At 62.0% G+C, this 16,780-nt stretch carries 26 protein-coding genes; 5 read left to right on the top strand and 21 right to left on the bottom strand.

All coding sequences use genetic code 11. The features are described 5' to 3' along the window. Positions 1-44: 44 nt before the first annotated feature. A complete protein-coding gene (locus tag BLS13_RS13255; protein ID WP_093452743.1) occupies positions 45-644 on the bottom strand; it encodes a hypothetical protein in 600 nt (199 codons plus the stop codon). Positions 645-1,182: 538 nt separating this feature from the next. Between BLS13_RS13255 and BLS13_RS13250 the strand changes: the two genes are divergently transcribed. Further along, positions 1,183-1,524 (top strand): hypothetical protein, encoded by a 342-nt coding sequence (locus tag BLS13_RS13250; protein ID WP_093452741.1) that lies wholly within the window; start codon positions 1,183-1,185, stop codon positions 1,522-1,524. A 262-nt stretch (positions 1,525-1,786) separates the two neighbouring features. On the opposite strand, the gene BLS13_RS13245 is transcribed toward BLS13_RS13250, so the two are convergent. Further along, positions 1,787-2,632 (bottom strand): AAA family ATPase, encoded by an 846-nt coding sequence (locus BLS13_RS13245; protein ID WP_093452740.1) that lies wholly within the window; start codon positions 2,630-2,632, stop codon positions 1,787-1,789. Positions 2,633-2,835: 203 nt separating this feature from the next. After that, a complete protein-coding gene (locus BLS13_RS13240) occupies positions 2,836-3,507 on the bottom strand; it encodes a DUF6975 family protein (protein ID WP_093452738.1) in 672 nt (223 codons plus the stop codon). A 196-nt stretch (positions 3,508-3,703) separates the two neighbouring features. On the opposite strand from BLS13_RS13240, the gene BLS13_RS13235 reads away from it, so the two are divergent. Continuing rightward, positions 3,704-4,237 carry a J domain-containing protein gene (locus BLS13_RS13235; protein ID WP_037522997.1) on the top strand — a complete coding sequence of 178 codons (534 nt, stop codon included), beginning with the start codon at positions 3,704-3,706 and terminating at the stop codon, positions 4,235-4,237. Positions 4,238-4,285: 48 nt separating this feature from the next. Here BLS13_RS13235 and BLS13_RS13230 read toward each other — a convergent pair whose 3' ends face one another. The 12 genes from BLS13_RS13230 to BLS13_RS20710 all read right to left on the bottom strand — a co-directional run bounded on the left by BLS13_RS13230 (position 4,286) and on the right by BLS13_RS20710 (position 9,511). Then, positions 4,286-5,233 (bottom strand): DNA topoisomerase IB, encoded by a 948-nt coding sequence (locus BLS13_RS13230; RefSeq protein WP_093452737.1) that lies wholly within the window; start codon positions 5,231-5,233, stop codon positions 4,286-4,288. 54 nt (positions 5,234-5,287) lie between these two features. Then, positions 5,288-5,677, bottom strand: coding sequence for a SecDF P1 head subdomain-containing protein (locus BLS13_RS13225; protein WP_093452735.1), 390 nt, complete (start codon positions 5,675-5,677; stop codon positions 5,288-5,290). Beyond that, complete coding sequence (locus BLS13_RS13220; protein WP_093452734.1) at positions 5,674-6,081, bottom strand: SufE family protein; 408 nt, start codon at positions 6,079-6,081, stop codon at positions 5,674-5,676. The genes BLS13_RS13225 and BLS13_RS13220 overlap by 4 nt, the downstream gene beginning before the upstream one ends. Positions 6,082-6,138: 57 nt before the next feature. Further along, positions 6,139-6,531: a PilZ domain-containing protein gene (locus tag BLS13_RS13215; protein WP_093452732.1), complete on the bottom strand. Its 393-nt coding sequence runs from the start codon at positions 6,529-6,531 to the stop codon at positions 6,139-6,141. Between the two features lie 123 nt (positions 6,532-6,654). Next, positions 6,655-6,897, bottom strand: a complete 243-nt coding sequence (locus tag BLS13_RS13210) for a hypothetical protein (protein ID WP_093452731.1) — start codon at positions 6,895-6,897, stop codon at positions 6,655-6,657. Positions 6,898-6,911: 14 nt separating this feature from the next. Then, positions 6,912-7,169, bottom strand: coding sequence for a hypothetical protein (locus BLS13_RS13205; RefSeq protein ID WP_037522711.1), 258 nt, complete (start codon positions 7,167-7,169; stop codon positions 6,912-6,914). 23 nt (positions 7,170-7,192) lie between these two features. After that, positions 7,193-7,456: a hypothetical protein gene (locus BLS13_RS13200; protein WP_093452729.1), complete on the bottom strand. Its 264-nt coding sequence runs from the start codon at positions 7,454-7,456 to the stop codon at positions 7,193-7,195. Positions 7,457-7,475: 19 nt separating this feature from the next. Next, entirely contained in the window at positions 7,476-7,784 is a 309-nt protein-coding gene (locus tag BLS13_RS13195) for a hypothetical protein (protein ID WP_093452845.1), read from the bottom strand. Between the two features lie 109 nt (positions 7,785-7,893). Beyond that, positions 7,894-8,274 (bottom strand): envelope stress response membrane protein PspC, encoded by a 381-nt coding sequence (pspC, locus tag BLS13_RS13190; protein WP_093452728.1) that lies wholly within the window; start codon positions 8,272-8,274, stop codon positions 7,894-7,896. 37 nt (positions 8,275-8,311) lie between these two features. Beyond that, entirely contained in the window at positions 8,312-8,581 is a 270-nt protein-coding gene (gene pspB / locus BLS13_RS13185) for an envelope stress response membrane protein PspB (protein WP_093452726.1), read from the bottom strand. Positions 8,582-8,585: 4 nt separating this feature from the next. Next, positions 8,586-9,257: a phage shock protein PspA gene (gene pspA / locus BLS13_RS13180; protein ID WP_093452725.1), complete on the bottom strand. Its 672-nt coding sequence runs from the start codon at positions 9,255-9,257 to the stop codon at positions 8,586-8,588. Between the two features lie 83 nt (positions 9,258-9,340). Next, positions 9,341-9,511, bottom strand: a complete 171-nt coding sequence (locus BLS13_RS20710) for a hypothetical protein (RefSeq protein ID WP_176943579.1) — start codon at positions 9,509-9,511, stop codon at positions 9,341-9,343. 176 nt (positions 9,512-9,687) lie between these two features. Here BLS13_RS20710 and pspF point away from each other — a divergent pair, with 176 nt between their 5' ends. Together pspF and BLS13_RS13170 are read left to right on the top strand one after the other, a co-directional pair. Next, on the top strand, positions 9,688-10,731 hold the full coding sequence (pspF, locus tag BLS13_RS13175; RefSeq protein ID WP_093452723.1) for a phage shock protein operon transcriptional activator: 1,044 nt from the start codon (positions 9,688-9,690) through the stop codon (positions 10,729-10,731). Then, complete coding sequence (locus tag BLS13_RS13170; RefSeq protein WP_093452722.1) at positions 10,731-11,498, top strand: glycosyltransferase family 25 protein; 768 nt, start codon at positions 10,731-10,733, stop codon at positions 11,496-11,498. Before pspF ends, BLS13_RS13170 begins: the two co-directional genes overlap by 1 nt. Before the next feature lie 89 nt (positions 11,499-11,587). Here the strand turns inward: BLS13_RS13170 and BLS13_RS13165 are convergent, their stop codons facing one another. Then, positions 11,588-12,154, bottom strand: coding sequence for a urate hydroxylase PuuD (locus BLS13_RS13165; protein ID WP_093452720.1), 567 nt, complete (start codon positions 12,152-12,154; stop codon positions 11,588-11,590). Positions 12,155-12,376: 222 nt separating this feature from the next. Between BLS13_RS13165 and BLS13_RS13160 the strand changes: the two genes are divergently transcribed. Beyond that, positions 12,377-13,000: a superoxide dismutase gene (locus BLS13_RS13160; RefSeq protein WP_093452719.1), complete on the top strand. Its 624-nt coding sequence runs from the start codon at positions 12,377-12,379 to the stop codon at positions 12,998-13,000. Between the two features lie 66 nt (positions 13,001-13,066). On the opposite strand, the gene BLS13_RS13155 is transcribed toward BLS13_RS13160, so the two are convergent. From BLS13_RS13155 to BLS13_RS13135, 5 genes are read right to left on the bottom strand one after another with little or no spacing between them, the layout of a single operon-like run. Continuing rightward, on the bottom strand, positions 13,067-14,029 hold the full coding sequence (locus tag BLS13_RS13155; protein ID WP_093452717.1) for an MBL fold metallo-hydrolase: 963 nt from the start codon (positions 14,027-14,029) through the stop codon (positions 13,067-13,069). A gap of 21 nt (positions 14,030-14,050) precedes the next feature. Then, entirely contained in the window at positions 14,051-14,449 is a 399-nt protein-coding gene (locus BLS13_RS13150; protein ID WP_256325864.1) for an STAS domain-containing protein, read from the bottom strand. 36 nt (positions 14,450-14,485) lie between these two features. Further along, positions 14,486-15,118 carry an arylesterase gene (locus BLS13_RS13145; protein WP_093452842.1) on the bottom strand — a complete coding sequence of 211 codons (633 nt, stop codon included), beginning with the start codon at positions 15,116-15,118 and terminating at the stop codon, positions 14,486-14,488. Between the two features lie 47 nt (positions 15,119-15,165). Then, a complete protein-coding gene (locus BLS13_RS13140; RefSeq protein WP_093452716.1) occupies positions 15,166-15,762 on the bottom strand; it encodes a M23 family metallopeptidase in 597 nt (198 codons plus the stop codon). Beyond that, positions 15,759-16,769, bottom strand: coding sequence for a L,D-transpeptidase family protein (locus BLS13_RS13135; protein WP_371128204.1), 1,011 nt, complete (start codon positions 16,767-16,769; stop codon positions 15,759-15,761). The genes BLS13_RS13140 and BLS13_RS13135 overlap by 4 nt, the downstream gene beginning before the upstream one ends. Between the last annotated feature and the right edge of the window lie 11 nt (positions 16,770-16,780).

Genomic DNA, 16,780 nt, shown 5'->3' with positions numbered 1-16,780 from the left:
GAAATTTCTTGTCTAAGCGCCAATGTGACCAACGACCCCGCCCGTCATACCCCCCGATCGAGCAGCGCCTGCACACTATGAATGTCGCCCGCGCTCAACACGATGCTGTCGGGCGCGGTGCCGGGGGCGCCGTAGAGGAAGAAGGGGGTGCCGAAGCCACCGCCCTCAATCAGCGTATCCGCGATCTGCGCGGTCGCGGCGAGGATGCGATCGGCCTGGGCCGGATCGTTCGAATCGGCGCGGGCGGTGAGCTTGCCGGCCATATATTGCTCATAGTCGGCGGCGCTCGTTTCTGGCCGGTAGAGATAGTTGAGCACGCGCCGGTCCTCGCCCGGCCAGGGATAGACGATGTAGCGCATGTCGAGGTGCCGAAAGCCCGGCGGATAGAGGCGATCGACGCCCTGGCACACCACGCAGTTGCGGTTGGTGAACATGTAGCACACGTCGCCCGAACGGTCGGGGCCGTTGGCCGCAACCTTGATTGCCGGCAGCGACTGGACAAGCACCCACATCTTCGCCAGCGCCTGCTGCAGCGGATCGTCCGGATTCTGCAACGTGCGGGCGACAGCGCGGCCGCCGATCCCGAAGGCCAGAATCGGCCCCAGCAGCGCCAGCCCGCCCACCAGTTGTCGTCGTGCGATCATGCGCGAATATCCCCGTTTTCCGCGGCGCACGCTATCGCGGCGTGGCCACGCTGTCGACATGCGACGGGCGACGAAGGGGGCCAATCGGGTGAACAAGGCTGAGTTTCTCCGACGTGGCGTTTGTGGCGACGCGCGCAAAAAAGTCGTCACCCCGGCGAAAGCCGATAGGCACTAAAATGAGACATTATGCAGCTTGTTGAATAGCATACGATGCCTCCCCCCAACCGTCATTCCCGCGAATGCGGGAACCCACGGTGAAGGCACGCTGGAACCTGTAGGTGCCGCCGTCCATGGGCCCCCGCTTTCGCGGGGATGACGATAAAGGGGGGCCGCCAACTCTCCACAAAATATTTTATCTCAATAGGATAGACCTAATCTTAGCGCCTATGGGTTTTCGCCGGAATGACGAGATGGGTAGCCACAGGATGAACAACGCATTTTCATGCCGTTCAGCCCGAATCGCCTAGACCTTCCCGGGTGTCGAGCGAGTGGCCCGCGATCCGCGGTGCCGACTCTCCCGAGTTGCGAGGATGAACATATGGCACATTTGACTGGCAGGATTTTGAGCGCGCTCGCTTTGGGCGGCGCGTTGATCGCGGCCGTGCCGGCGCAAGCCGATCGCGGCGACTGGCATCATGGCGATCGCGGCGGCTGGCATGGTGATCGCGGCTGGCATGGCGGCTGGGGCGATCGCGGCTATCGCCGCTACGATCATGACGATGCCGGGCTAGCGATCGGCGTGGGCATATTGGGGCTCGCGATCGGCGCGGCAGCGGCGTCCGATCGTGACCGCGGCTACTATTATGCGCCGCCACCGCCACCGCCACCGCCGCCTTATGGCTATTACCGGCCCTATTATGACGATCCCTACGGCTACTGATCGTCAGCCCCTGTGATGCCGGGCGGCGTTGCAGAATCGGAACAAATACAGTACAATCGGCGCCGTCAACGCCCCCGGGGCGTGGCGGCGCTCTTTGAAGCCCGGTTTGGGCGTGAAAATAAATTTTTGCGACAAAATTCGATATAAGATAATATTATCAATATCTTATATACCACTCTTTTGTAACAAGATTAGAAGCTGCCCAAAACCCCCAAAGCGGCCGATCTGCTGAGAAAACCGGGCCGAAATCGTCCGGTCCGGCTCAGTTCCCCTGCCGCCGGTTCAGGAAGGCCAGCCGCTCGAACAGCATGATATCCTGTTCGTTCTTGAGCAACGCACCGTGGAGCGGCGGAATCGCCTTCTTCGGATCGCGCGACTGGAGCACGTCGAGCGGCATATCCTCGTTGAGCAACAGCTTCAGCCAGTCGAGCAGTTCGCTGGTCGACGGCTTCTTCTTGAGGCCGGGCACGTCGCGGACTTCGTAGAAGATATCCATCGCCTTGCTGACCAGGATTTTCTGGATGCCGGGGAAATGGACATCAACGATCGCCTGCATCGTCTCGCGATCGGGAAACTTGATATAGTGGAAGAAGCAGCGCCGCAGAAAGGCGTCGGGCAGTTCCTTTTCATTGTTGCTGGTGATGATGACGATCGGCCGCTCCTGCGCGGTGATCGTCTCGCCGGTCTCATAGACGTCGAACGCCATGCGATCGAGTTCCTGCAACAGATCGTTCGGGAATTCGATATCGGCCTTGTCGATCTCGTCGATCAGCAGCACTGGTAGTTTCGGCGCGGTGAACGCCTCCCACAGCTTGCCCTTGCGGATGTAATTGCCGATGTCATGCACCCGCTCGTCGCCAAGCTGGCCGTCGCGCAGCCGGGCGACCGCATCATATTCGTACAGGCCCTGATGCGCCTTGGTGGTCGACTTGATGTGCCACTGGATCAGCGGCGCGCCGGCGGCGGCGGCGATTTCATGCGCGAGCACGGTCTTGCCGGTGCCGGGTTCGCCCTTCACCAGCAACGGGCGCCGCAAGGTGACGGCGGCGTTGACCGCGACCTTCAGATCGGCGGTGGCGATATAGTTGCTGGTTCCGTCGAAACGCACGTGCTGTCCCTCATCGCTGATAGGCTTCGAGCGATAAGATGCTGCGACGCGGTGCGCAAGCGGGGGGGCTCCCCTTGAGGGCATGCCTCCTATCTCGTCATCCCCGCGCAAGCGGGGATCCATGGTGGCCGGCTCCTACCGATCCCGGCGTGCCTTCACTGTCGGTTCCCGCTTGCGCGGGAATGACAATCTTTCGGATGATCCTACTGCCCCACACGCGCCAGCTGCCGGGCATGGAGCAGGTCCCAAAGCCCGCGATGCTGGACCAGCATCTGCTGCGCGCCGAAGATCATAGCACGTTCGATCGATACCGAACCGGCGGCCGCCGCGGCGACCATCATCGTGGCGCGCGACGAGGGTAGCGCCGGCGGGGTCAGTTCGACGCCGAAGCGCTGCGCGGCGGCATCGATCACGGTACGGATCGCGCGCCAATCGAGCGCCAGGGCCAGGCCCGCGCCGATCGCGCAGCCGGTGCGATCCGAACGGGCAAGCATTTCGAGTGCGTGGCGCTGGCCGGCGACGGCCGCCGCCGAATCGGCCTGTCCAGCGGTGCTGGGCAAAGGGCCGGCGGCGACGACAACCTTCGTCAGATAAAGCCGCTCCTGCGCGAAGCCGGATGCCGCATCGTCGAGCCATTCGGCCGCCGGACCGAAACCGCCCTTGTCACGAGCGAGATCGATGATGCCGGGGTGATCGCCATGAAGCGTGCACAGATAATGGACCGCATCGGCCAGATTGCGCGGCAAATCGCGGCCCGCTGCGAAAATCTCTCCGGCCATATAAGGGTGATGGGCGCCGCCGTCAGCGCGCAACAAGGCGCCGATAATATCCACTGCGCCACGCGGGGCCAGCAGATCCGCCTGGTTCGACTCCATTCTGTGTAACGCCATATCACTCACCCCGAAAACAACCGGTTACGCACCGGGCTGGAGCCGAAGCCGCCTGCCCATGCGCTATCCATATGCTATTGCTCGTAAACACGGCGTGTACGGATTGATGCGCCGCGAAAAAAAGTCGGAAGCGACCGCTGGCCATGGCCGATTAACCCGTTTCGCGCTACAGGGACCGCTTATGGCCAAATCTTCCCGATCCGATGACTGGGGCTTCCCGCGCTGGCGCGAATATGGCAGCGAGCGCGCCACCCGGCAGGTAAAAATGTGCGACCGCTGGGGTTGCGACCAGCCCGGCGATCGCCCCGCTCCCAAATCGCCGAACAGCCGCGAGCGCTGGTATTTCTGCGAAACCCACGCCGCCGAATATAATCGGAACTGGGACTATTTCGAAGGCCTCTCGGCCGAGGAAGCCAAGGCACGCGAGGCGGACGAACGGCGGTCGTCGGCCGGCTATGCCGAGGCATCGCATTATGGCTGGGCCGGCCCGGGCGACGGCCGCTGGACCGGCGACGAACTGCGCGCGCTCGAGACGCTCGAGCTCGAGACCGATGCCGATTTCGAGCTGATCAAGACGGCGTGGCGGCGGCTGGCCAAGGCGAATCACCCCGATATGAAGCCGGGCGATGCCAAGGCGGCGGTGCGGTTCCAGGCGGTTCAGGCCTCGTTCGAGATCCTCCGCCGCGCAGAAGAGCGGCGGGCGAAGACGGGGTGACTTCATTCTCATTCCTCCACGAGCGTGCTCGGGAAGGAATTGAGGTTTTCACATTGCCTTCAGCACCGCCAGACTCGCCCGCTCACTGGCCCGCAGCGCAGCCGGCATCTTCGGCACAGGGATCGTCTCCCCGGCCTTGGCGATATCGATGAAGATCGGCGCGACGTAGGACTTGCGGCACACCGCCGGCGTGTTGCCGAGCTGGCGCGCCACTTCAGCGAGCAGCGTCTTCACCGAACAGCGACCATGACTCAATATCCCGGCCGCGACCGCGCACGCGCGCCAGGTGCGGAAGGTTTTCGCGGTGCCATGGCCTTCGGTAAGCTCGCCGATCCACTGATTGACGTCGGCGGCGCGAATCCGCAGGCCCGACCGCAAGGTGAAGAGGCTGCCGCGCACGCATTTCAGCTCGGCCAAAGCCGCCGCCAGCGCCGCATCGCGGCTCGACAGGTTCGCACGGATACCACCCTTGCCGTAGAAGCACAGATTGATCCGGTCGCCTTCGATGCGGGCATGGCGATTGAGCAGGGTGGTCGCGCCATAGCTGCCATGCTCGACCGAATCGTCCGATCCGACCCGGATCGCGAAACCATCGAGCAGCCGCACCGCCGCCGCGAGCGCGCGTTCCCATTCGTCGCCACTCGCCAGCGCCGTACGAACCTGCGCGCGCAGCCGGGGAAGATAGGCGGCAAAGGCCGGGAGATTTTCGAACTTCTCCTGATCGCGCTGCTCGCGCCAGGCGCCGTGATAGCGATATTGCTTGCGGCCCGCGGCATCGATGCCGGTCGCCTGGACCGGCGCCTCCGGGTCGGGATTGATCCACACCTTGCGCCACGCCGGCGGGATGCCGAGCGCCAATATCCGCAGCCGTTCGTCGACATCGCCGACCGTCGTTCCGTCCGCCGCGACGAAGCGCCAGCCGCGCCCCCGGCGCTGCCGGCAAATTCCGGGATGCGAATCGATCGTGTCGACCTGTGCGATGGGTTGATGCTTCACCGGCCACGCTCCTGTTGGTCAGGAAACGCCGCGCCCTGGCAAAAGGATGCGAGGCTATTCGGCGAGGTCGTCCGGCAGCGGCGGCTTGCCCGAAATCCGCTTTGCCAACGCTTCGGCTTCGGGCAGTTTGTAGGCTGCCGGAATATCGATCACGCCGTCGCGGATCGGCGCACGGATCATCTCGCGCAGGATGGGCATACCGTCGAGCGCTACCACCATTGTCTTGCCGGCAAGACCCGCCGTGAGCGCGGCAAGACGTTGCGCGGCCTTGGGCGTCAAGGTGAGCATGATGCCGGAGGTGCCGCCCATATCGGGCATCGCCCGCGCATCGACCACATCGGCGGCCGCGAACGCTTCGCCGGCGATCGTCAGCTTACCCGGCGCAATATCCTGCGCGGCGACCGGCATTCCCATCAGCAGCAGGAAGGCCAAAGCCCGCTTCATGCGTAGCGCCCGGCGGTGTTCTGGATCAGCGCGATCATGTTCGGGATGCCCTGCGTCCGGTTCGAACTGAGCTGGCTCTTGAGATCGAACGGCGCGAGCAATGCAGGAATATCGAGATCGCGTATCTCGGCGGGCGTGCGATCCTGCACCGTCTGCAGGACGAGCGCGATGATCCCCTTGGTGATCGCGGCATTCGAATCGGCCAGGAAATGGAGCCGGCCGTCATCCAGCACGGTGGGATAGACCCACACCGCCGCCGAACAGCCGCGTACCAGCGTCGCATCGGTCTTGAGCGCGTCGGGCATCGGTTCGAGCGCGCGGCCAAGATCGATCAGCTGCCGGTAGCGATCGTCGGCATCGAGCAGTGCATATTCTTCGTAAATGTCGTCGAGGCTGGTCGTCATCAGGCGCCGCTAGCGCATTTTCCCCACGAATTGAACTGCCGCCATAATACCGGCCGATCAGCCATGATGGGAGAAGAGCCCCGGGAAACTATCCTGCAGCAGCGGACTCACCTCGATCGCCTCACGCAATTCCTCTTCGGTGAGCGCCCTGACGAAGCGGCAACCGGCCCTTGTACCGTCGATCCACATGATTTCGGCATCGCGCCAACCGACCAGTGGCACTTCAAGCGTCACGAGATCTCCCACCGCCAGATGCTGGCTTGCCAGCGTCGATGCGCCGCGCTGCGAAATATCCATCACGGTAACATCGGAAATCGCGTCGTCGCGGGCCCCAGCACTGTCCAGGCTCAATCGCAATCGGGATGCGATGCGTGTCGGCGACCGCTGTTCGCTCCGCTTCTCGGGGCCATCATCGTCGTCGCCATTGTCGCCGGAGCCGGCGTCGATCATGATCAAATGGTGCCTCCCGGAGAATGCGGCATGCCGCGCGAGACATCAGTTAACATCAAAGTTCAGTTTCGGCGTTTAGGTAAAATCCCTAGGGAATGTGCGATATTTCCGCAGCCAGGCCGTTCAGATGTCGACGCCGGCGGCAATAGCCTCAAGCTTGCGGACACGTTCCCTGAGATCGGCTATCTCGATTCGCGCCGCAGGGGATGCGCCCTGGGCCGAAGACGGGCGATCCTGCCGGCGATCGAGCGCGAGCCGCTGAAGCTCCAGCCAGCCGCGCCATCCCGCAAGTGCAGCATGAACGGTGATGCCAAGCCCGATCAGGCCCGCCCCGCTGATCGTCAGCCAGAAAAAGGGATCTGTCATGGTTCGATCCTTCGTCAGTCGCGATGCCGCAGCGCTTCGATCTCGCGATCGAGCTGCAACCCGCGATCATTGTCGGTAGCGATGCGTTCCAGTACGGCGACCCGATCCTTGAGCGCGCGCAACTCCTCGCGCAGCCGATCATTTTCCGGGTCGTGGATCGGCATGTCACGATCGCGCCGCCGCGCGCGGCCGGGGATGCCATATTTGGCGCGAAAGATGCTGGCGACCGCGCTTATCGCGACGATCAGCACAACCATTTCGAACGGATTCATGCGAATTCTCCGAAGCGATCTGTTTAGTTGAGCGGCTGATCGCGCAGGCGATCAATCTCGTCGGCGAGATGGGTTGAACGATCTGTAAGGATACGTTCGAGCACGGCGACGCGCTGTTCGAGCCTTTCGGTCTTGGCGACATATTGCGCGGCCTTTTCTGCCGATTCGATAGACGCGGCATCGAGCTGCTTTTCCTTCAGCTTCAGCCACTTCTTGGCAACGCCCGCCATGATCGCGACGATCGGGATCATCAGCACCATGAAAGGGAAGATATTATGGGCAGACATGATCTTTTCCTTCTGGCGATCAGTTTGCGGGGCCGCGCAGCGTATCGATCTCGCGATCGAGCCGGTAACTGCTGTCGGTGACGATGCGTTCGATCGTGGCCAAACGATCCTTGACCGCGCCCATCTCGGCACGAAGCTGGGCATTTTCGGCACCCAGCAGTTTCACTCGCTCAACCGTCTCGTCGTTCGTCTTCGGATAGACCGCACCGCCCCACCCGTCTTCCAGGGGGTAGCCATTCTTGACGCGTAGCCAGGTGGTGAACACCCAGCCGGCGACGCCCATCGCTCCTATACCGAACGCCATCGGCACCACTTCACGCACCAACATCAGGTCAACCATGGGGATTCCCTTCAATCCTTCAGTGGGTTCGTCTCAACCCCGGACTCGCACGGGCTTTTCGACAAACCGCAAACCAGCTTCGATAAACGGCCAGCCATCAGCGCAGCGCATCGATTTCCTTGGCGAGTGCGCTGTGCGTGCTCGTCACATGGGTTTCGATGTCGGCGATACGGCGATCGATGTCGCGCATCTTGGAACGGACATCGCGAACCGACGCGCCGGGGCGCGCCCGCACCGTCTGCCAGAACTTCTCATCCTCGCGGGATGCATAATCGAACTCGCGCGGCCTATCCGTCGCCACCCAGGCGGTGATGAAATATGCGAGGATCGTCCAGCCCGACGTCATGAAGGTGAGGACAACCCAGCCGACGCGGATCAGTGTAACGTCGATTCCGGTATAATCGGCGAGGCCGGCGCACACGCCCGACCATTTGCGGTTGCGTTTGTCGAGGTAGAATTTCGTGCGACGGGCGGACATGGCAATTTCCCTTCTTCCCTGTTGTCGGTGCCGGCGCTCAGGCGTCGCGGCGCCATTCATTTTCATGGCTGCGGTCAGGTGCCTGCCGAGGCCGCCAGTTAGGATCATCAGCCGTGATGATTCGCTCCAGCGTGCCCAGCCGGTCATCGAGCCTGCGCGCCATCTCGTGCAGATCGTCGAGCAATTTCTCATCCTCGACGGTGAGGCCGCCATTCTTCTTCCACTGCGTAACATAGTGAAAGATCAACCAGGGCAGGCCGATGAACAGCATGCCGACGATCGGGATAGCGGCGAAAGATTCAGGCATGACCTCAGCCTTCCTTGTTGGCAGTGCGGGCCTTCAGGGCCGCCAGTTCCGCCTCGACCTTGTCGTTCGAGCGCAGTTCGGCGATTTCCTCTTCAAGGCTCTTGGGCGCGGCGCCCATGCCGGCCGCTTCGGCGCGCCCCTCGGCATAGTCAACGCGGCGCTCGAGCAGGTCAAAGCGCGAGAAAGCGTCGTCGATCTTCGGACCGGCGAACATCTCGCGCATCTTTGCGCGGTTATGTGCCGATTCGAGACGGGTGACGATACTATTCTGGCGGGCACGGGCCTCGCGGAGCTTGTTCTGCAGCTTCGCGATGTCGGCCTCAGAGGCCTTCAGCGTCTCGTCGAGCAAAGCGATCTCGTCGTTCAGCTGGTTGCCGAGATCGGCGGCCTTCTGCTTTTCGACCAACGCTGCCTTGGCGAGATCCTCGCGGCCCTTCGATAAAGCCAGTTCGGCCTTCTCGAGCCAGTTCGCCTGGACGGTATCGAGCTTCGTGATCTGTCGGCGCATTTCCTTCTGGTCCGCAATGGTGCGGGCAGCGGAAGCGCGGACTTCGACCAAAGTCTCCTCCATTTCCATGATGATCATGCGGATCATCTTCGCCGGATCCTCGGCCCGATCAAGCAGGTCGGTGACATTGGCGGCGATGATATCACGGGTGCGGGAGAAAATTCCCATTTCACGTCACTCCTTAGATTACGCGCGTTCACATATGCCCGGAAAGGGCGTGGAGAGCATCCGGGGCTGGCGGCCCCGGATGTTTATCGGATTGCCGCCTGCGATGCGGCCGGCGCCGAAGCGGCAGCGTGCGGGGCAAGCTCGGCCGCGCGGGCCGGGCCGACCGCACCGACGATGCAGGCGGTGGAGAGGATCAGCGCACCGACCGAGGAAACGGCGAAACGCTGAAGATCGGATTTGTCGAAGGCGAACATGATATCTTTCCTGAACCTTGAAGAATGGCCCGGCCATCGTGCCGGTGTTGCCAATCTTATTGCAGGGACCGTGCCAGTTCCGATTCCGGCCGGAAATTCAGGACTTTCGAAGCATCTCGCTCCCGCAACGCCAGTTTTTAGTTGCGAAGAGTTGGGAAATTACGCCAAGTATCCGCATGGAAAGAGAGAGCCACTTTATCGGCCAGTCTTTGGCCTTTCTCGACTCGGTCGAACGGGCGAGCCGCGCTGCCGCGCTGAACCGTCCGGTGCTGGTGATCGGCGAGCGCGGCACCGGCAAGGAACTGGTCGCCGAGCGACTTCACCGCCTGAGCCCTCGCTGGGACGGGCCGCTGGTGACGATGAACTGCGCCGCTTTGCCTGAAAACCTGATCGAGGCCGAACTGTTCGGGCACGAAGCCGGAGCCTTTACCGGTGCGACCAAGGTTCGGATCGGTCGGTTCGAGGAGGCGCATGGCGGAACATTATTCCTCGACGAACTGGCTACCCTCTCGACCGGCGCGCAGGAGCGACTGCTGCGCGCAACCGAATATGGCGAGGTCACGCGCATCGGATCGAGCCGGCCGATCCGCGTCGACGTGCGCATCGTGGCCGCCACCAACGAACATCTGCCCGAACTGGTCGAGAAGGGCCGGTTCCGGGCCGATCTGCTCGATCGGCTGTCGTTCGAGGTGGTGACGTTGCCGCCGCTCCGCGCGCGCGAGGGCGACGTGCCCGTGCTGGCCGATCATTTCGGGCGTCGCATGGCTTCCGAACTCGGCTGGCCATATTGGCCAGGCTTCGGGGCAGGCGCCTCGCAGGCGCTGGCCGACCATGGCTGGCCGGGCAATGTCCGCGAGTTGCGCAATGTCGTGGAGCGGGCGGTCTATCGCTGGGACGATCCCGAGCGGCCGGTCGATGCAATCCAGTTCGATCCGTTCGAAAGCCCATGGCGCCCGGCCGCACCGGCGACTGGCCCGCGGGAGCCCGAGGTCGGCGCGCCGGCCGCCGACGCGGCCGCACTCCCGCCGACCCCGCCGCCATCGCATCATGATTGCGACGATTTTCGTGCCGCCTGCCTGGCGCACGAAAAGGCGCTGCTGGAAGTCGCGCTCAAGAAATGCCGCTTCAATCAGCGCGCAACCGCGCTCGCGCTCAAATTGAGCTATGATCAGCTTCGTCACGCACTGCGGCGACACGAACTGCTCGATCGGGCAAGCTGATGGCCATGGTGGCCGAGCGCCTGTTTGCAACGTTCGAACGCATCTACGTCATCAGTCTTGCGAGCCGGCCCGATCGGAGGGCCGATATGGCCGGCGAACTGGCGCGGCTGGGAACCGGCTTCAGCGACCCCAGGGTCCGCCTGTTCGACGCGATCAGGCCTACCGAAGCGGGACCGTTTCGCAGCATTGGCGCACGCGGCTGCTTCCTCAGCCAGCTCGAAGTGCTCCGGGAAGCACAACGCGAAGGTTTCCGCCGGATATTGCTGTTCGAGGACGACGTGGACTTCGTACCGGGCATCGCCAAAGCATTGCCCTCCGTGCTCGACGCACTCGATGCTCGCGGTTTTGGCTTATTCTATGGCGGTTATGAATTTCCGGACGGTGATGGCCATGCCTGGCCGGGTAGCGGTCCCCTCCTCCCCGTGAGCCCGGATCGCGCCGTGCGGCTGGCCCATTTCGTCGGCTTCGACCGATCAACGATCGATCTGCTGGTACCCTATCTGGAACTTATGATCGCGCGGGCGTCCGGCAGCGCGGCCGGCGGGCCAATGGACGTTGACGGCGCCTACTGCTGGTTTCGCGCCGCCCACCCCGATCTCCTGACCTGGCTTGCCCAACCGCAGCTCGGACATCAGCGCCCGTCGCGCACCGACATATCGCCACCGGGACCGCTCGATCGGTTGCCCATGCCGGAAATATTGCGACGGTATATTCGCGCTGTCAGGCGCTTCTGGCGGCGGCGCGCAAGCACCCGGTCAAAGGAATGAAGCCGAAATGAAAGAGCGCCGAACGATCCGAAATCGTTCGGCGCTCTTTCATTTTTACCATCAGGAACCGCCCCCAACGCGCGAAGCTCTTAGCTGAAGTTTGTCATCGCAAAGAGCATCGGAATCGACAGCAAGGTATTGAGGCGCGATGCCATCATTGCCATCTTGGTCGACGCCGCCTTCGAGGCATCGTCGGCGGGAACGATCCCCAGCGCACGCTTCTGGTTCGGCCAGATCACGAACCACACATTAGCGGCCATGAACAGCGCCAGATACATGCCGATGCCGATCAAACGGTAGGTCCGATCGAGCATCATCGCCTCTTTCGCATAACCCGAGACATAGGCGACCGACAGGCCGGTCAGCACTGTCAGCAACGCAGCCCAGCGGAAGAAGAACAGAGCCTTGGGGGCGATGAACTTGGAGACGCCGGGCTTCAGTTCAGCCGGGATCGTGGGCATCGTCGGGATTTGCACGAAATTGAAATAATAGAGCAACCCGATCCAGGTGATGCCGAAAAAGACGTGGAACCAGCGCAGGATGGCATTGGGGCTCAAAACATCTGGGCGGTCGACCGAAACACAAAAGATCAGGCCGATCGCTACGATCAGTCCCAGCAACAATACGAGATGCAGATTTCCAAACAGCTTCGCCATGGCAGTGCTCTTCCCCTGTTGAGTCAGTCCTGCCCGAGAAAGGGAAGGACACCTTCACCACCGCATTTTATGCGGGGCCGATTCATTTGTCACATGGAATGATGGGAACCATGTTTCGCGAATGCAGCGATCAGCGCGATCGGAAAATTTTGTTGGATCTCTGCGGCTTTGCCGTCGTTGAGAGCTCCGTCCCAGATAGCAATGCCCACGGAGATTTTTGCAATGGCGTTCGTACTCCCCCCGCTGCCGTTCGATGCTTCGGCGCTCGCCCCCACTTTGTCGGCCGAGAGCTTCGATTTCCATCACGGCAAGCACCACAAAGCCTATGTCGACAAGGTCAATGGCTGGATCGATGAGAAGGGCCTTGCCGGCCGGTCGCTGATTGAAGTGACGAAGCTGGCCAAGGACAAGGGCGACAAGGGCCTGTTCAACAATGCGGCGCAGATCTGGAACCACAGCTTCTTCTGGCAGTGCCTCGCGCCAGAAGGCAGCACCGCCCCATCGGCAAAGCTGGCCGGCCTGATCGAATCCGCTTTCGGATCGCAGCAGGGTCTCTTGGAGAAGCTGGCCGCCGAGGCGGTCGGGCATTTCGGCAGCGGCTGGGCATGGCTGGTGCTCGATGGCGACACGCTGAAGATCACGTCGCTCCACGATGCGGAAAGCCCGATCACCAGCGGCCTGACGCCGCTGCTGACCGTCGATGTGTGGGAGCATGCTTATTATATCGACTATCGCAACGCCCGGCCCAAATTCGCCGAAACCATTTTGTCGAAGGTCGTGAACTGGGATTTCGTCTCGCAAAACCTTGATGGGAAGGGCGCAGAACGCGCCAATCAGGCACAATAGCGGCCGCCTTACCCGCCATCCCAGCCAGCGCCGGGATGGCGGAATAGAAGCGACACCCGCCGCTTGTCAGACGGTCAGTTCGAGACTGTCGTATGAACAGACGATTTCCAGCGGGTTGGCGCCGCGCCGGTTCAGTTGCTCGTACCGGATTGTCTCTTCGTGCATCCGTTCGATGTCGAGATCGCTGCTCGTCGGCTCGTGGTGGAACAGCACCAGCTTTTTTGCATTGGCACCATGGCAGAGGTTGACGGCCATCACATTACTCGAATGGCCCCAATCCGCCTTCATCGTTATGCTTTCAGCCAGCGAATACATCGTATCGCAGATCACGACATCGGCGCCGGTGAAGAATTTTTCGAACGCTTCCTTGTCCTTGTCATCGCCCAGCCGATGCTCCGCATCGGTGCTGAATACCGTGGTTTTGCCGTCATTCCGGAACTTCCACGCATAGGAACCGTGGCTGTGATCCTGCGGCATCAGTTCGACATCGACGCCATCGATCTGATAGGTATTGCCCGGCGTCAGCGTCTTGAATTCGAACGAAGCGCGCAGCCAATCGAACGGAACCGGAAAACTGATTTCCTCCTGCTGGCGGCGCAACGCCTGCTCGGTATCGCTGTGCCCGCTGTGGATGATGATCTTCGCGCCTGGATCGAAGGCGGGCCCGAAAAACGGGAAGCCCATTATATGATCCCAGTGCAGGTGCGACATGAAGAAATTGTAGGTGCGATTATGCCCGCCGGCGATCCGCCGAAACGCGTCGATGCCGAACTCGCGCAGTCCCGATCCCATGTCGCAGATGAAGAAACTCTCGGCGACGTCATCGATCTCGACGCAAGTCGTGGCACCACCATAAGTATGTGCCTCGGCGAAGCTCAGCTCATCGCGGACGAACTGGCGCGCGGCCATTTCATCGTCAAAGCTGCGCCCCGAGGCCTTGAGCAGCGCGCCGACGATCTTGGCCTCGGTCGTGGCGGCCCGCTGCGCTACCGGCAATGAGCCACGCGTTCCCCAAAAGCGCACCAGCATGCAGCCCCCCTTGTCGTCGGATCAGTGCGAGCCGGGCTCGAGCGAATCCACTATATCGAAGATCAACTGATAGCGGCTGATTTCCAATATTTCACGAACAGCCTGTGTCGGACGCGCCAAAATGATCTTCACGCCGCGCGCCACCGCATCCTTGCGGGCCATCGTCAGGGTCAGCAGTGCGTTTGCGGCAATATGATCGACCTCCGCCAGGTCCAGCACAAAATCGCCCTTCGCATCCTCGGCATGACCAAGGCCCGTCAACAGGTTCGCGAGAAATCCCGGGCAGGCGGCATCGTCGATATCGCCGGTCGGGCGGCCGACCGGCCCATATGCCGACGATGTTATCGCCCAGTTCATGCGAGCGGCCTCCCCTGGCGCCAAAGCCCCCGTGTCGGCCGACAGCTTAACCGCAATGTTCATAAGTTCAACCACGCCTCGTTACGCACAGCCTCATCGTCACAGTGAAGACCGAACGACCGGGAGAATGCTCCGGACAATAACGCCGACACCATCGCGATTGGGGTGCATAGCATCGGCGATCTGCAATCTGCTGTGATCTGCAACACCCGCCATGAAGAATGGATAAAGACGCACCGAATATTTTCGGGCGAGATCGGGATAAATGGCGTTGAACCGGCCGCTGTAAACCGCGCCAAGATTTGGCGGCGCCACCATACCCGCGAGCAGCACGCGAATTTTCCGCTTTTTTAACTCCGCCAGCATCGCATCGATATTGGCCTTCGTCTGAGCAGGATCCAGGCCACGCAGCATATCGTTGGCGCCTAGCTCGAGAATGACGAGATCTGGCTTGGCCGCGAGTGATGCCAGCACCCAGCCAAGGCGAGCCCGGCCCTGTGCGCTGGTATCGCCCGAGACGCCGGCATTGTGGACCCGTGCGGCGAGGCCGGACCGCCGCAGCGCGGCCTCCAGCTGCGGCACGAAGCCGTCGCCCGGCGCGAGCTGATAGCCGGCCGTCAGGCTGTCGCCAAAGGCGACCACCAGCTTGTCGGCCGCCTGTGCGACGGTCCCGGACAGCAGGAAAGCAATGGCGAAAAACAGTTGGCGAAGCCGAGAGATAGAGAATGTCATGCCGGCAAATATCGGCATCATTTTCGCCGATGTCATCCCCGGCCCAATCATTTGCCGCCGAGAAGAGGGTAGGGATCGACACCGCGCCCTTGCCACCAGCCTTCGCCGGGCGCCATCACCTTGATTTCATAATGAAGATGCGGCCCCTCAACGCTGGCATCGCCAGTCGATCCGACTGTCCCTATCGGCTGTCCCTGCGCCACCTTCTGTCCCTCGGCAAGGCCCGGCGAATACGAATAGAGGTGGGCATAATAATCGATCCAGCCCCCGTCCAGCCGGCGGACATAGATCGTCAGACCTCCCAATTTGCTGTCGAACAGCTTTTCCACCGTTCCCGCCGAGGCCGCGAGCACGGCAGTTCCGCGCGGCGCCATAATGTCGATCGCGCCATGCGTGCGGGTGCCATCGCCGCGCGGATCGGCGAAGCTTTCGACGAGTTCGGCCGATGTGACGCCCGTAACAGGAATGATCAGCTTTCCGGCAGCCGCGCGCGGCGACGGTGACGGTGACACCCGCGGCGCCACATTTTTTTGAACCTTTCCGGATACCTCACTCCCGCCGCGGCCGGGCAGGTTCAGGATCGCCACCCAGCCAAGCCAGCCAACGATCAGCAACAGCAACAGGGTGGCGATCCGACGAATCATTTCTGGAAAATTGCCGGGGTGCCCGGTTTCACCATCATCGCCAGCCGGGCCGCATCCCAATTGGTCAGCCGGATGCAGCCATGGCTTTCGGTCTTGCCGATATTTTCGGGCCGGGGCGTGCCATGAATGCCATAATGCGCCTTGTTCAGATCCATCCATACGACGCCGACAGGCCCATTCGGGCCAGCGGGCAGCAGCGCCTTGGTTTCACCCGGTTTGGCATCCCAGAACAGTTTGGGATTGAAGTGAAAGGTGGGATTGTAGGAGATGCCCTGAATCTTCCACGTCCCGATCGGCAGCGGATCATGGCTGCTTCCCGTCGTCGCCGGAAACTGCGCGATCAGTTTGCCGGCATCGTCGAGCACGCGCAGCACTCGGTCTGATTTGTCGACGACGATCTTCGCGGCCTTCGGCTGGAGAGCGGCAACGTTGAGCATGCCTAGCGTGTCGCGCCAATCAGGCTTGAGGTCGGCGGGGGTCGGGCCGCCAGGCGGAACGACATTCGGAACGTGCAGCACGGTACCCGGCGCCGGCGCGACGTTTGACGCGTTAAGCGCGGCGAGCATCGCCGGCGTCGTGTGATACATCTCGGCAAGCTTTTCCATCGCGTCGGCGTAACCGAGCGCCTTCATTTTTGCCTGTTCGTCTTCCTTGGCCGGAATCGGCCCGACGAAGGGACCTGCAAGCATTTCGGGCGTCAATGTAACATCCAATACCGTCGGCATGCCCCGATATTCGGCGAGCAATTTCCCGGTCGCCTCGTCCAGTTTGCCGGTGACGGAAAGCCCGTTCGCTTCCTGATAGCCCCTGAGCGCCGCCGTCCACGAGGAACCGTCACGGCCATCTATGACACCAGGCCCGAAACCGAGCCGATCGAGCAGGACCTGCGCACCAAATATGCGCTGATCGATAACAGCCTTCGAAGGTGCGGCAGGCACGCCCGCCTCCGCGAAAAGGAGCGTCGAGCCCGCGAGAACAGCCAAAAAAGCCTTCGAGATATTCTGCACGCAAGCACTCC

The sequence above is a fragment of the Sphingomonas sp. YR710 genome, assembly GCF_900101455.1.
GTDB lineage: Bacteria > Pseudomonadota > Alphaproteobacteria > Sphingomonadales > Sphingomonadaceae > Rhizorhabdus.
The sequence above is the reverse complement of the archived record's forward strand: the minus strand, read 5'-3'. Positions and strand labels throughout refer to the sequence as shown.

Coding starts and splice junctions, on each gene's coding strand:
- BLS13_RS13255 (WP_093452743.1), bottom strand. CDS start 644: ATGATCGCACGACGACAACTGGTGGGCGGGCTGGCGCTGCTGGGGCCG.
- BLS13_RS13250 (WP_093452741.1), top strand. CDS start 1,183: ATGGCACATTTGACTGGCAGGATTTTGAGCGCGCTCGCTTTGGGCGGC.
- BLS13_RS13240 (WP_093452738.1), bottom strand. CDS start 3,507: ATGGAGTCGAACCAGGCGGATCTGCTGGCCCCGCGTGGCGCAGTGGAT.
- BLS13_RS13235 (WP_037522997.1), top strand. CDS start 3,704: ATGGCCAAATCTTCCCGATCCGATGACTGGGGCTTCCCGCGCTGGCGC.
- BLS13_RS13225 (WP_093452735.1), bottom strand. CDS start 5,677: ATGAAGCGGGCTTTGGCCTTCCTGCTGCTGATGGGAATGCCGGTCGCC.
- BLS13_RS13220 (WP_093452734.1), bottom strand. CDS start 6,081: ATGACGACCAGCCTCGACGACATTTACGAAGAATATGCACTGCTCGAT.
- BLS13_RS13215 (WP_093452732.1), bottom strand. CDS start 6,531: ATGATCGACGCCGGCTCCGGCGACAATGGCGACGACGATGATGGCCCC.
- BLS13_RS13210 (WP_093452731.1), bottom strand. CDS start 6,897: ATGACAGATCCCTTTTTCTGGCTGACGATCAGCGGGGCGGGCCTGATC.
- BLS13_RS13205 (WP_037522711.1), bottom strand. CDS start 7,169: ATGAATCCGTTCGAAATGGTTGTGCTGATCGTCGCGATAAGCGCGGTC.
- BLS13_RS13200 (WP_093452729.1), bottom strand. CDS start 7,456: ATGTCTGCCCATAATATCTTCCCTTTCATGGTGCTGATGATCCCGATC.
- BLS13_RS13195 (WP_093452845.1), bottom strand. CDS start 7,784: ATGTTGGTGCGTGAAGTGGTGCCGATGGCGTTCGGTATAGGAGCGATG.
- pspC (WP_093452728.1), bottom strand. CDS start 8,274: ATGTCCGCCCGTCGCACGAAATTCTACCTCGACAAACGCAACCGCAAA.
- pspB (WP_093452726.1), bottom strand. CDS start 8,581: ATGCCTGAATCTTTCGCCGCTATCCCGATCGTCGGCATGCTGTTCATC.
- pspA (WP_093452725.1), bottom strand. CDS start 9,257: ATGGGAATTTTCTCCCGCACCCGTGATATCATCGCCGCCAATGTCACC.
- BLS13_RS20710 (WP_176943579.1), bottom strand. CDS start 9,511: ATGTTCGCCTTCGACAAATCCGATCTTCAGCGTTTCGCCGTTTCCTCG.
- pspF (WP_093452723.1), top strand. CDS start 9,688: ATGGAAAGAGAGAGCCACTTTATCGGCCAGTCTTTGGCCTTTCTCGAC.
- BLS13_RS13170 (WP_093452722.1), top strand. CDS start 10,731: ATGGCCATGGTGGCCGAGCGCCTGTTTGCAACGTTCGAACGCATCTAC.
- BLS13_RS13165 (WP_093452720.1), bottom strand. CDS start 12,154: ATGGCGAAGCTGTTTGGAAATCTGCATCTCGTATTGTTGCTGGGACTG.
- BLS13_RS13160 (WP_093452719.1), top strand. CDS start 12,377: ATGGCGTTCGTACTCCCCCCGCTGCCGTTCGATGCTTCGGCGCTCGCC.
- BLS13_RS13155 (WP_093452717.1), bottom strand. CDS start 14,029: ATGCTGGTGCGCTTTTGGGGAACGCGTGGCTCATTGCCGGTAGCGCAG.
- BLS13_RS13150 (WP_256325864.1), bottom strand. CDS start 14,449: ATGAACATTGCGGTTAAGCTGTCGGCCGACACGGGGGCTTTGGCGCCA.
- BLS13_RS13145 (WP_093452842.1), bottom strand. CDS start 15,118: ATGACATTCTCTATCTCTCGGCTTCGCCAACTGTTTTTCGCCATTGCT.
- BLS13_RS13140 (WP_093452716.1), bottom strand. CDS start 15,762: ATGATTCGTCGGATCGCCACCCTGTTGCTGTTGCTGATCGTTGGCTGG.